The sequence below is a fragment of the Streptomyces sp. NPDC002690 genome, assembly GCF_053592415.1.
In genome coordinates, this window is sequence record NZ_JBSFVR010000242.1 from 1 (window position 1) to 11,388 (window position 11,388).

At 70.1% G+C, this 11,388-nt stretch carries 10 protein-coding genes and 2 pseudogenes; 4 read left to right on the plus strand and 8 right to left on the minus strand.

Going from position 1 to position 11,388, the window contains the following annotated elements; genetic code table 11:
- The 4 genes from ACWD3D_RS25345 to ACWD3D_RS25360 all read right to left on the minus strand — a co-directional run.
- Positions 1–682, minus strand: a 682-nt coding sequence (locus tag ACWD3D_RS25345; RefSeq protein WP_451463095.1) for a sugar-binding domain-containing protein, incomplete at its 3' end; no start/stop codon positions are given.
- A gap of 68 nt (positions 683–750) precedes the next feature.
- A complete protein-coding gene (locus ACWD3D_RS25350) occupies positions 751–1,659 on the minus strand; it encodes a carbohydrate ABC transporter permease (RefSeq protein WP_451463096.1) in 909 nt (302 codons plus the stop codon).
- Between the two features lie 2 nt (positions 1,660–1,661).
- Entirely contained in the window at positions 1,662–2,594 is a 933-nt protein-coding gene (locus tag ACWD3D_RS25355) for a carbohydrate ABC transporter permease (protein ID WP_451463097.1), read from the minus strand.
- 22 nt (positions 2,595–2,616) lie between these two features.
- Positions 2,617–3,990 (minus strand): extracellular solute-binding protein, encoded by a 1,374-nt coding sequence (locus ACWD3D_RS25360; protein ID WP_451463098.1) that lies wholly within the window; start codon positions 3,988–3,990, stop codon positions 2,617–2,619.
- 270 nt (positions 3,991–4,260) lie between these two features.
- Between ACWD3D_RS25360 and ACWD3D_RS25365 the strand changes: the two genes are divergently transcribed.
- Complete coding sequence (locus ACWD3D_RS25365) at positions 4,261–5,331, plus strand: LacI family DNA-binding transcriptional regulator (RefSeq protein WP_451463099.1); 1,071 nt, start codon at positions 4,261–4,263, stop codon at positions 5,329–5,331.
- Positions 5,332–5,539: 208 nt separating this feature from the next.
- Here ACWD3D_RS25365 and ACWD3D_RS25370 read toward each other — a convergent pair whose 3' ends face one another.
- Entirely contained in the window at positions 5,540–6,466 is a 927-nt protein-coding gene (locus ACWD3D_RS25370) for a quinone oxidoreductase family protein (protein WP_451463100.1), read from the minus strand.
- Between the two features lie 85 nt (positions 6,467–6,551).
- Here ACWD3D_RS25370 and ACWD3D_RS25375 point away from each other — a divergent pair, with 85 nt between their 5' ends.
- Both ACWD3D_RS25375 and ACWD3D_RS25380 read left to right on the plus strand, forming a co-directional pair.
- Positions 6,552–6,986 carry a MarR family winged helix-turn-helix transcriptional regulator gene (locus ACWD3D_RS25375; protein WP_451463101.1) on the plus strand — a complete coding sequence of 145 codons (435 nt, stop codon included), beginning with the start codon at positions 6,552–6,554 and terminating at the stop codon, positions 6,984–6,986.
- 207 nt (positions 6,987–7,193) lie between these two features.
- A complete protein-coding gene (locus tag ACWD3D_RS25380) occupies positions 7,194–7,526 on the plus strand; it encodes a hypothetical protein (RefSeq protein ID WP_451463102.1) in 333 nt (110 codons plus the stop codon).
- A 57-nt stretch (positions 7,527–7,583) separates the two neighbouring features.
- On the opposite strand, the gene ACWD3D_RS25385 is transcribed toward ACWD3D_RS25380, so the two are convergent.
- Positions 7,584–8,393: a hypothetical protein gene (locus ACWD3D_RS25385; RefSeq protein ID WP_451463103.1), complete on the minus strand. Its 810-nt coding sequence runs from the start codon at positions 8,391–8,393 to the stop codon at positions 7,584–7,586.
- 184 nt (positions 8,394–8,577) lie between these two features.
- Here ACWD3D_RS25385 and ACWD3D_RS25390 point away from each other — a divergent pair.
- Positions 8,578–8,679, plus strand: a pseudogene (locus ACWD3D_RS25390) (PASTA domain-containing protein); the annotation flags it as partial.
- A 245-nt stretch (positions 8,680–8,924) separates the two neighbouring features.
- Here ACWD3D_RS25390 and ACWD3D_RS25395 read toward each other — a convergent pair.
- Positions 8,925–10,715 carry an RICIN domain-containing protein gene (locus ACWD3D_RS25395; RefSeq protein ID WP_451463104.1) on the minus strand — a complete coding sequence of 597 codons (1,791 nt, stop codon included), beginning with the start codon at positions 10,713–10,715 and terminating at the stop codon, positions 8,925–8,927.
- Positions 10,716–10,996: 281 nt separating this feature from the next.
- Positions 10,997–11,311 (minus strand): annotated as a pseudogene (locus tag ACWD3D_RS25400) (substrate-binding domain-containing protein); the annotation flags it as partial.
- Positions 11,312–11,388: the final 77 nt, after the last annotated feature.

The following is an 11,388-nucleotide window of genomic DNA, read 5'->3' on the forward strand; positions in this document are numbered from 1 at the left end:
CCCGGCAGACCTCGCCCGCCGCGTCGCTGACGACGGCGCGTACGCGGTGGCCGGGGCGGTTGGCCGACAGGGGCAGCTCGACGGAGAAGGCGGCGCCGGCCAGGTCGGGGGTGATGCGGGGGCGCCGCAGGTGGGTCTCGGGGACCGGCTCGGCCCAGACGGTCTGCCAGATCCCCGTGGTGCGGGTGTAGTTGCAGTCGTGGTTGGCGTACTGGATCGCCTGCTTGCCGCGTGCCTGCGGGCCGGACTTCGGGTCGCGGGCGCGGACGGTGATCTCCACTTCCCGTCCAGCCGTGGCGAGTTCGCCGAGGTCGGCGGTGAAGGGGGTGAAGCCGCCCCGGTGGCGCACCACTTCGGTGCCGTCCACCCAGACGGTGGTGTCGTGGTCGACGGCGCCGAAGTGCAACAGCACCCGGCGTCCCGCCCATTCGGCGGGTGGGGTGAACCGCCGCCGGTACCAGACTGCTTCCAGGAAGTCGGTGTCACCGACGCCGGAGAGCTCGGACTCGGGGGCGAAGGGTACGAGGATCTCGCCGGTGAGGTCGCGGCCGAGGAGTCCTCGTTCGAGGCCGCTGTCCCCCTGGTCGGTCTCGAACTGCCAGGTCCCGTTGAGGTTGAGCCAGTCGCGGCGGACGAACTGCGGGCGCGGGTACTCGGGACGCGGGACGGAGGGGTGGTGCACGGGGACTCCAGTCGAAAGGTGGGGCGGGTCGGCGGGAGGCCGGCCCGCGGACAGGGACGTGGTGGGGTTCAGCCGCCGCCTAGTCCGGTGGTGGCCACGGAGTTGACGATGCGTCGCTGGAAGAGGAGGAACATCACGATCAGCGGGGCCGCCGACAGCAGGGCGGATGCCATGGACCCTGCGTACTGGATGCCGTAGGCGTCCTTGACGGTGGCGAGGCCGACCGGGAGCGTCATGAGGTCGGGGTCGTTGGTGACGACGAAGGGCCACATGAAGTTGTTCCAGGCGCCGATGAAGACGAAGATCGCGACGGCGGAGACGATCGGGCGGGACAGCGGAAGGACGACCGACCGGAACACCCGCAGCTCGGAGGCGCCGTCGATGCGGGCGGCGTCCTCCAGTTCGCGGGGTATGCCGTCGAAGAAGCGCTTGAGGATGAAGACCATCATGGGGGCCACGACCTGCGGCAGGATGACCGCCGCGTAGGTGTCGACCAGGTGGAACGTCGTCATCTGCTCGAAGAGCGGGACGATGAGCAGCTGCGGCGGGACCATGATCGCGGCCACCGTGACGGCGAGCAGGGTCCGCTTGCCGCGGAAGGTTCCGCGGGAGAACCCGTACGCGGCCAGCGTGGAGACGGCCACGGTGAGGAGGGTGACCAGGGCCGCGATCAGCACGCTGTTGAAGGCCCAGGTCGACACGTTTCCGCGGTCCAGGATGCGCCGGTAGGCGTCGAGCGTGAAGGCTCCCTTGAACGGCGACAGGCCCGACTTCATCACGTCCTGCTCGCTCTGCAGCGAGGTGGCGACCGCCCAGAGGAAGGGCAGCAGCCAGACCACGGCGAGGACGGTCAGCGCCGTCCCCGCGAGGACGCGGGGCAGCCGCCCGTGGCCGAGCAGCAGGGGTGATCCCTGCTCCTCGCGGCGCGGTCGGCGGGGTCGGTGCGGTCGGCGTACGGGGGTGGAGACGGCGGACACGGTCAGCCCTCCTGACGGAAGAAGCGGAGCTGCACGACGGAGACGACGATGACGAGCGCGAAGAAGACGTAGCTGACCGCGGAGGCGTAGCCGAGCCGGTATCCGGTGAACCCGACGTCGTAGACGTATTCCAGGATCGGGCGGGTGGAGCCGTTGGGGCCGCCCTTGGTGAGGATGTAGATCTGGTCGAACACCTTGAGCGAGGCGAGCACCTGGAGCATGGCGACCATGACGGTGGTCTGCCTGAGCTGGGGCAGGGTGACGGACCACAGGCGCCGCCAGGCGCCGGCCCCGTCGAGCGCGGCGGCCTCGTCGAAGGTGACGGGCAGGGACTGCAGGGCCGCGAGGTACAGCAGGAAGTTGAAGCCGACCGTCCACCAGACGGTGAGGGCCGCCACGGACCACATCGCCACCGACTCGTCGGAGAGCCAGCCGACGGGCTCGAAGCCGAGGGACGTCAGCAGCTGGTTCCCGAGGCCGATGTCGGGCTGGTAGAGCCAGGTCCAGATCAGCGTGACCACGGTGACGGGCAGCAGGTACGGGGCGAAGTAGGCCAGGCGCCAGACCCACTGGCCGCCGAGCCCGCTGTGCACGAGCAGGGCCATGGCCAGGGCCATCAGGACGAGCGGCACGCAGGAGATGAGCGTGAAGAAGACGGTGTTGCCGAGGCTGCTCCAGACGTCCGGGTCACCGAACGCCTCGGCGTAGTTGGCGAGTCCGACGAACTCGGGGTCGTGCAGGGTGAGGGAGGCGTCGGTGAGGCTCATCCAGAGGCCCTGGACGACGGGCCAGACCAGGAAGAGCCCGAAGAACACCAGGAACGGCCACACGAACAGGCTTCCGCCGCCGGTGAGGGAGCGGCGGCGCCGGGGCGCGGGCGGGGTTTCGGCGAGGTCCGGTGGCGCCGTGGCTCCGGCGGGTGCGGTGGTGGTCACGATGCGGCTCCTTCGGCTGTCGTCAGGCGACCGGATTGGGCTGGCGCAGCAGGGTGTCCGCTTCCCGGATCATCTGCCGCACCGCCTTCTCGGGTGAGGTGTTGCCCAGCAGCGCCGACTGGAGCGGCTGGCACATGCGGTTCTGGAAGTTGCCGCCGGCTCCGGCGAACCAGTTCGGCGGATCGAGTACGGCGATCTCGCCCGCGGCCGCGTAGGAGGACTGCGGGTCGAGCTCGGCGTACTCGGGGCGGTCCTGAACGGGCAGGTAGGCGGGGATGTGCCCGGCACTCGCCCAGGTCAGGCTCTGCTTGATGATCTCGGCGACGTACCGGTGGGCCTGGCGGCGCCGGGCGGGGTCGGGGTCGTCCTGGTGCGGCAGGACGAAGCTGTGCGAGTCGGCGTAGACGGCGGGCTTGTCGAAGACCTGCGGGAAGGGCGCGGCGCCGAGGTGCTTGATGCCGGACTTCCGGAAGGTGGGCAGCTCCCACTCCCCCGCCATGATCATGCCGCCGCGGCCGGCCATGAAGGCGGCCATCGCGCCGTTGTAGTCGAGGTTGTTCGGGTTGGTCCGGCCGTCGAAGAGCTGCTTCATGAAGGTCACCACCTTCACCGCGGCGTCGACGTCGATCTTGGGCGGCCCGCCGTCGGGCAGCGTGAAGGAGGCACCGGTCTGGGCGTAGAGCGCCGCGAACTGCCGCCAGCTCTGGGCCGTGTCGGTGACGTGCCCGAAGAGGATGCCGGAGTGCCCCGTGACCTCCGCCAGCTTCTTCCCGGCGTCCAGCAGCGCTTCGGGCGAGCCCATCGGGGCCAGTTGACCGGACGGGTCGAGCAGACCGGCCTTGCCCGCCGCGTCCTTGTCGTAGAAGACGATGAACGGGTGGACGTCCAGCGGGATCGCGTAGACCGTGCCCTCGTGCTGGGCGCGCTTCCACACGGCGGGGGCGAAGTCCTTCTCCGTCACGCCGAACTCGGCCATCAGGTCCAGGTCGTAGGGGTCGAGCAGGCCGCCGGGTGCGTATCCGGCCAGGCGCGACAGGTGCATCACCGCCACGTCGGAGGCCCGGCCGCCGGCCGCGGACATGGCCAGTTTCGTGTAGTACGACGGGCCCCAGTCCAGGATCGTCCGGTCCACGTGGAACCCGTCGGTGCCGCGGGAGACCGCCGCGATCATCTCGTCCATGAGCATGCCGTCGCCGCCCTGGAACAGGTCCCACACCTTCAGTGCGGAGGGACCGCCGGAAGCGGCCGGCGACGCGCAACCGGCGAGGGAGCCCCCGGCCAGGAGCGCCGTCGCCCCCGCCGCCCCGTACCGGAACAGCCGACGGCGGCCGACGCCGGGCGACTCGTCGGGACCGCAGGCGCCAAGTGGCCTGCGGGCAAAGGGTACAGAGCTCATCACTGACCTTTCGTCGGCCGGACGACGTGCCCGGCCGAAGGCATGCGCCATCGGCACGGCAGCCGTCGGCCGCCCGCGCACATCGGGGTGATCCGCACCGGGTCCACCAGTGCGGTGCCCTGTTTTTACATCGATGTACATTGGCTGTAAAGGGTTGCGTCATCGACGGTGCTCGCAACTCGCCCCTCACCGGGCACTCCGGAGCCCGCCCGGGTCCGTCCGGAGGGCACCCATAGACTCAAGGACGCAACAAGGGCTGGGAGGTGGCCGATGGCACGGCCGAGGATCAAGGACGTCGCACGGCACGCCGGGGTGTCGGAGAAGACGGTTTCCAACGTGCTCAACGACTACGTCCACGTCTCCGAGCGGACCCGGCGGGTGGTGCAGGAGGCGATCGACCACCTCGGCTACCGCATCAATCTCGCCGGACGCCATCTGCGCAGCGGACGGACGGGCATCATCGCCCTGGTCGTGCCGGAGCTCGACGTGCCGTACTTCGCCGAACTGGCCCGGCACGTGGTCCGGGAGGCCGAGGCGCGCTCCTTGACCGTGCTGATCCACCAGTCCGGCGGGGACCGCGACCGGGAGAGAGCGGCGCTGGCCGGCTTCGGCTCGACCTTCGTGGACGGTGTCATCCTCAGCCCACTGGCCCTGGCCCCGGAAGACCTGAGCGCCCACGCCGGACCGCCGCCGACCGTGCTGCTGGGCGAGCTGCTGACCGACGGCGCCGACCACGTGGCGATCGACAACGAGCGCGCGGCCCGCGAGGCCACCGGTCACCTGCTCGCCCTGGGACGCCGGCGCATTCTCACCGTGGGCGGGCGGGACGACGGGGCGGTCGGCACCGCGCAGGCGCGTACGCGGGGTTTCCTCGCCGCGCTCGCGGAGGCCGGCATCGCCTACGACCCGTCCTGCCTGCTGCCGGTGGACGCGTTCCACATGCGTCACGGAGCCGACGCGGTGCGCGGGGTACTGGCCGCCGGGGGCCGGCCGGACGCCCTCCTGTGCCTCAACGACCAGCTGGCGCTCGGTGCGTTGCGGGCACTGCACTCCTTCGGGGCCCGGGTCCCCGAGGACGTGGCCGTCATCGGCTTCGACGACGTGGAGGGCGGCCGGTTCAGCGTTCCGTCACTGAGTACGGTCGCCCCGGACAAGGAAGCGGTGGCCCGGGTCGCGGTGGAGTTGCTGCTGCGCCGCATCGACGAGGCGACGCGTCCGGGATCCGGGCCGGACGACGCGGGCCGGCCCGGATCGGCGCACCCGCAGGACCGGGTCGTGGCGCACCGCCTCGTCCTGCGCGAGAGCACCGAGGGAGCGGCGGTACGCGACGGGGTCTGGTGACCGCCCGGCCGGTGAGCCCCAGCACGCCGATCGGGGCTCGTCAGTCGTGCGACCACTGCCGGTGGGTGCGGGGCCGCGACACAAGAGGCCCCCGTACCGTCGGGGGTGACGCTTCACGTCCCGACTCATCGACACAGGGGCCGGGGTGAGCCGCCACGAGCGGACCGGCCTGCCGCATCGCCGGGCGCCGACTGCCGGATCAGTGGCGCTACGGGACGAAGACGAGCCGTTCGCTGCTCCGGTCGTCCCAAGCCCGCGCGATGTCGGCGAGGGGCACCGGGCGAGCGTCGACGTCCAGGCCTCCCTCGATGACCGCCGCGGCCAACTCAGGGAGTTCCGCGACGATGTCGCGCGGCGACACGGAGCCGATACCGCTGCCGACGATGTGCAAGCGGGCAGCGCGCAGCGCCGAGGAAGGAATCGGCGCGGATTCTCCGGCCACCGATCCGATCTGGACCCAGGTCAGCGGGACACTCCGGTCGGCCCGGGCCTTCAGGATCGGGAGCATCGCACCTGCGGCGGGAGTACCCCACACGAAGTCGAGGACGACGTCGGCGTCGGCCGCCGCCTCGATCTCCTCGAAAGTGACCGCCTGGTCCGCGCCGAGGCCCGGCAGCGACTTGAGACGTGTGGTGTCGCGGCCCACCGCGATGACCTGGGTGGCGCCGAATCGCTTGGCGATCTGGATCGCCATCCGTCCCGCGCTGCCGGTGGCACCGAGGATGGCGACCCGCCGACCTTCGGGGAAGGAGATACGGCGGCGCAGTGCGATCCAGGAGGACATGCCCGGGTTCATCGCGGCGGCGATCCGTACGGGGTCGGCGCCGTCGGGCAGGAGCACGCTGCGACGTACGTCGATGACGGTGCGCTCGGCAAACGTACCGAAGGTGGTGTCCTCCAGGACCGCGTACCGAAGACGCCCCTGCGGATCACGCACCACGCCGTCGACACCGGGCACCAGCGGGAAGCTGCCGGTGGCGGAGTAGTGCGAGCCGTTCGCCTTCGCGCGGGTCAGGTGGTGCAGTCCCGCCGCCAGGACCTCCACCACCATCTGGTGGTCGCCCCGGGCGACGGGTTCGGGATGCTCGCCGTAGGCGGGCGAGGCTTCGTAGGCGGTGATGATCGCAGCACGCATGGAGATCCCCCATCGATTTGGTTTGCATTACCAATCGAATACAGAGTGATTGGTAATGCAAACGATGTCAAGTAGTCTTCTGCCCATGGCCATCGACGAATCCGAGGACGCCCTGCTGGACGGCCTGGTCCGCAGCGCGTTCCAGATCATGGGAGTCCTCACCCGCATCGGCGCCGAGCACGACCTGTCGCTCACCCAACTGCGCGTGCTCGGCATCCTGCGCGACCGACGCCCCCGCATGAGCGACCTCGCCGCCTTCCTGGGCCTGGACAAGTCGACGCTGTCGGGCCTCGTCGCCCGCGCCGAGAGCCGCGGACTGATGACACGTGCCCCCAACCCCGCCGACAAGCGCGCCATCGACGTCCTCATCACGGATGCCGGCCGCGAACTCGCCGAGCGGATGTTCGAGGAAGCCCGGGCCGTACTGGCTCCGGCGACCAACAGGCTCGACGACCGGCAGCGCCGGCAGCTCGCCCAACTGCTGGAGCCCGTCGTCACCCCTCCCCTGTCACCCACCTGACGCCCGGCCGGCCCTGGACACGACGGACGGCCGCTCGACCTGGGCGGTGCTGTCCACGATCGGCGCCCCCTCGACCGGGGCGCGCCCCTTCGTCATCTCGGTATGTGCCACCCGGGCGAAGTAGTCGTGGGCACCAAAGATCAGTTGCGGCAGTGGATCCTTCTTTGCGACGATCACGGCTCGGCACGAGGGAATGGCGAACCGGAAATGAAGCAAGAGCCGAAGGCGTGGTACGGCGTCAGAACCTTCTATCGGTGGTCAACCTGGGAGAACCGGCCCTACGAAGAGCGTGTCGTGCTGTTCCGGGCGCGATCCCCGGACGAGGCCATCGAACTGGCCGAGCGGGAATCGGCCGAGTACGCCGGGGCGGACGACTTCGACTTCCTCGGCATGGTGCAGGCGTACCTGATCTCCGACGGCGACGAGGAGGTGGGCGTGGGTACGGAGGTGTTCTCCAAACTGCATGCACTCGACCTACCGGCGAAGGAGTTCCTCGACCGCTACGACTCGGGACCGGCACACCAGCAGATCATCGAGTGACGCCGTTCGCGATGCCCGTGGTGGGAACGTACCCGAACCGGTTCTCCGTCCCGGCTGTCAGATCGCCGTGGGAGTGTGGAGCGATGCCACGACCCCGGCCATCGTCCGAAGTTTCGTGAAGTAGGAGGCGCAGTACTCCTCGTCGAGGTCCGCGATGCAGCCCCAGAGGGAGGCTATGCCCGTGCCGTCGAGCCCACCTTTCAGCTCCCTTCCCACGAGGCCGGCGACATCGGCGTCCAGGAGGACCAGGTCCACGCCGGCGAGGTCCACGCCGCGGAAGCCGTCGGGGAATGGCGCGCGCAGGTGCTCCTCCCACAGCCCGGTGAGCGCACCGGCGGGCTGGGCGCCGCCCGCCGGGGCGGCTGTGGCCTCTGCTGCGGGCGGTGGGGGAAGGAGAAGGGAGACGGCATGGAAGACAGCACGCACCGTGGCGACCGCTTGGGCCTGTCCGAGGGCGGCGCTTGACGCGGCGCCCCGCGCGAGCCGGTCGCGCAGCAGTCGGCCGCTGTCGAGTTCGGTGGCGAGTCCGGCCGTGACGATCCCCGCATCGGTGGCCCGCCGGATCAGGGACTGGAGCGAGTCGTCAGAGCCTGGCACCCCTCCCGGCAGACGCTCGGCGAGGACCTGCTCCAGAGCGTACAGGGAGTGCGTGACGGCGACGGTGGCGAACTCGATCCGGTAGTAGGAGTGCCGGATGAGTTCGCGGGAGGTCTCCATCGCGCTCATGACGTACATCGACGCCCCGCGCGGCAGAACCAGGTCCGCGACCAAAGCGTGCATGCCGCCGTAGTCCCCGACGATGTTGCGGCCACGTGGGTCCGGCACGGGCATGGAGGGCGGACCGGGCACCGGCGGCAGGGCGTTCACCGGGGCAGTCTCGCCGCCGGAAGGCCGTCCGTGCCATCGGATTCACTCGGAACGGGGAGGAGCGGTTACCCACCCCGTCTCCGTCGTGTCGCCACGGGCCGAGTACGCCCCGCCAGACGCGCCCACGTCCGCTCATCACTCTTTCCCCACAGTCTTGAAAGACCGCACGCTCGCGGTGGCACTGAGCAACTGGCAGGTGTGCACCCAGTCCCCCTCGCCGGGTACCGAACTGAACGGACAGCCTGTCGAGTTCACCGCGGTGAAGTTCGAGGAGAGCTGCCCGTGAGCGGATGGGACCGGGCCCTGTCGGTCGCAAGCGCTGGAACCGCGGGCCGGCCGCGCCACCTGGGGGTGCATCGCGGGACGGGCTGCCGGACCCCAGCGAGCCGGCCCGGGTCCCGTTCCGGAGCTGAGCGGGCGGATGCCCTGCCTCCGAGGTGAGTCGGCGGCAGGGCGTCCGTGCACGGAAGCGGGGAGGGCGCTCCGGCTCGTCGCGGGCTTACGGGCGGTCGGGGCGCCCGGGTCGACGGCTCAGCCGAGCGTGATGTTGTCGAGTTCGGCGTAGCCGGTGCCGCCCGCGAAGTTGGGGGACCCCTTGGCGAGGCGGATCATGTTGTACCCGGCGTTGAGGCTGACGTTGACGGTGGTGGTGCCGGTCGGGTGGCCCCAACCGGCGCTGGTCGGCGAGTAGGTGACGGTGGACCAGGCGCCGCCGTTGTAGGCGAGGCCCTGGGTGGAGTTGGCGCCGGTCGCGTTGGCGTACTTGATGGTCATGGTGTAGCTGCGGGCGGTGGGGACGTTCACGAGGAAGTCGACGAAGCTCTGGTCGCGCATGTCCGCGCTGCCGTCGATCTGGCCGACGTAACTGCCGCCGGACGCCGCGGTCGAACCGAAGCGGTTCGCGTTGACGACCGTGGCGTTCTCCGCCTCGTAGGTCTGCTGCCAGGTGGGAGTACCGCTCGTGGGCGTGATCAGGAGCTGGTACGCGTCCACCGCGTCCATCCCGGTGACGGGTACCGAGATGCTGCCGTCGGAGGCCACGGTGTAGGTCTGGGTCGAGACGGTGACCGGGGCGGCTTCCTGGGTGAAGCGGCCGGTGTTCTCCGTGCGGGAGAGGACCACCTTGACCTGGGAGCCGAGCACACCGACACCGTTGACCTTGACGGTGTTGCTCCCCGAGTCGCCGCCGAAGACCACGTTGACCTGCTTGCGGCTCGCGTCGTAGGAGGCGACGCCGTCGAGCCAGGACTGCGGGACGGTCTGGACGATGTTGCCGGACTGGTCGCCGTACCACTTGTAGGCCCAGTAGGAGGCGGTGGGCTTGTTGTCGTACAGCAGGCCGTTCATGGTGCCCGCCTCGTACCAGTAGGCGCGCTCGGCGTTGAGGATTCCGGCGCGCTCGAAGGAGGCCATGTAGTGCACGGCCACGCTGGGCTGGTCGACCTGGCTGGGCGATCCGTACTCGTTGACGGAGATCGGGACGTGCGGCAGGCCGAGGGAGTTCTCGATGGCCCGGAAGTCGTCCACGTTGGCCTGGATGTTCTGCCAGCCGGTGTTGGTGTCGAGCTGGTGCCAGACCGCGACGGCGGGCAGCGTGTTCGTGTTCTTGGCGTTCAGCATGAAGCTGTACATCCAGTTGTGGTCGTACACGGAGGCGCCGGGCCCGACGATCGGGGTCTTCGTGTCGAGGGCCCTGATGTCGTTGTAGCTCCGCGTCCACATGTCGTTGAAGGTGCCGGCGTTGCCGCCGGTGCTCACCGTCCAGTTGGCGTTGCCCTCGTTCCAGATCTCGTACCCGGCCACGTTGGTGGTGCCGGTGGCCGCGAGACGGGCCTTGACCATGGTGGCGAGCTTGGTCTCCCAGTCGGCCCAACTGACCCAGTTGTAGGGGAAGGCGCTGAAGATGTCCGGCAGCCTCAGGTACTGCTGCGCGCCCGCGCTGGTGACCTTCCCCGCGACCTTGAGGCCGTCGCAGCACGGGGTGGTGGCTCCGTTGCCGAGCTGCTGCGTGCCGGGCGGGGGCTGAGTGAGCGTGTTCAGGTGCAGCGGGTACAGCTGGTCGAGCGAGGGGGTGCTGGTCCCGGAGTCCACGCCGTACAGCCCTCCCGAGACGACGTGGGTGACCGGGCGGACGGTGGTCCCGACGTTCACCGTCAGGGTGTTGCCGGCCGCGTGCGCGGGGACGGTGGCGAGGCTGCCGGTGAACGCGACTCCCAGAGCGAGGGTGACGCGCGCCGCGGCGCGCCGCATCCGGAAGGGCCGTCGGGTGACGGCCTCGTGTCCGGCCGCGTCGGAGGAGGTGGAATGCCGCTGATGGAACATGGTTTCCCTTCCTGTGGGGGCAGCTTGGGGAAGCGCTTCCCCAATGACGTACGCGGTGCCCATCGGTGCGGTGCATGGCGACAGAGGGATGACGACGCACTGGGCCGCCATCGGAGCGTGCGGCCAACTGGGGTGTTGGGGAGCTGTGTTGCCGCGATGTTTCACCCGACGGCCGGGGGTGTCAATACGTCGGGCAGGACTGCCAGGTCAGCGGCTCGGAAAAATGGATAAGCGCTTCCTCAATGTTGCGCAAAGTCCGCGGGGACGGCGTCGCGCGTTGCTCAGCCGGAGGTCGACCCGCGCACCACGAGCGTGCAGGGGTGCAGGCGCACCCCTCCGCCTACCGGCCGGGCGTCGATCATGCCGAAGAGGTCGCGGACGGCCGCCGCCCCCAGGGTGCGCAGGTTCATGTCGACGCTGGTCAGAGGCGGGTCGCACTCCTCCGCGAACAGGGACCAGTTGTCGAAGCCCGTGACGGCGACGTCGTCCGGTATGCGGCGCCCGGACGCGCGCAGCACCTCCGTGACGCCGACGGCGATCTGGTCGGAGCCGCAGACTACGGCGTCCACGTCCGGCGCCACGTCCAGCAGTCGCTGGGCGCTACTTCGACGTGGAGTACGACCACGAACCTCTCGGCCACGGCGTGGGGGCCATGCTCTGGCTCACCGTGGCG

Excerpts from the sequence above, each read along its gene's own strand:
- ACWD3D_RS25360 (WP_451463098.1), bottom strand. The coding sequence starts at position 3,990 with ATGAGCTCTGTACCCTTTGCCCGCAGGCCACTTGGCGCCTGCGGTCCC.
- ACWD3D_RS25365 (WP_451463099.1), top strand. The coding sequence starts at position 4,261 with ATGGCACGGCCGAGGATCAAGGACGTCGCACGGCACGCCGGGGTGTCG.
- ACWD3D_RS25380 (WP_451463102.1), top strand. The coding sequence starts at position 7,194 with ATGAAGCAAGAGCCGAAGGCGTGGTACGGCGTCAGAACCTTCTATCGG.
- ACWD3D_RS25370 (WP_451463100.1), bottom strand. The coding sequence starts at position 6,466 with ATGCGTGCTGCGATCATCACCGCCTACGAAGCCTCGCCCGCCTACGGC.
- ACWD3D_RS25375 (WP_451463101.1), top strand. The coding sequence starts at position 6,552 with ATGGCCATCGACGAATCCGAGGACGCCCTGCTGGACGGCCTGGTCCGC.
- ACWD3D_RS25395 (WP_451463104.1), bottom strand. The coding sequence starts at position 10,715 with ATGTTCCATCAGCGGCATTCCACCTCCTCCGACGCGGCCGGACACGAG.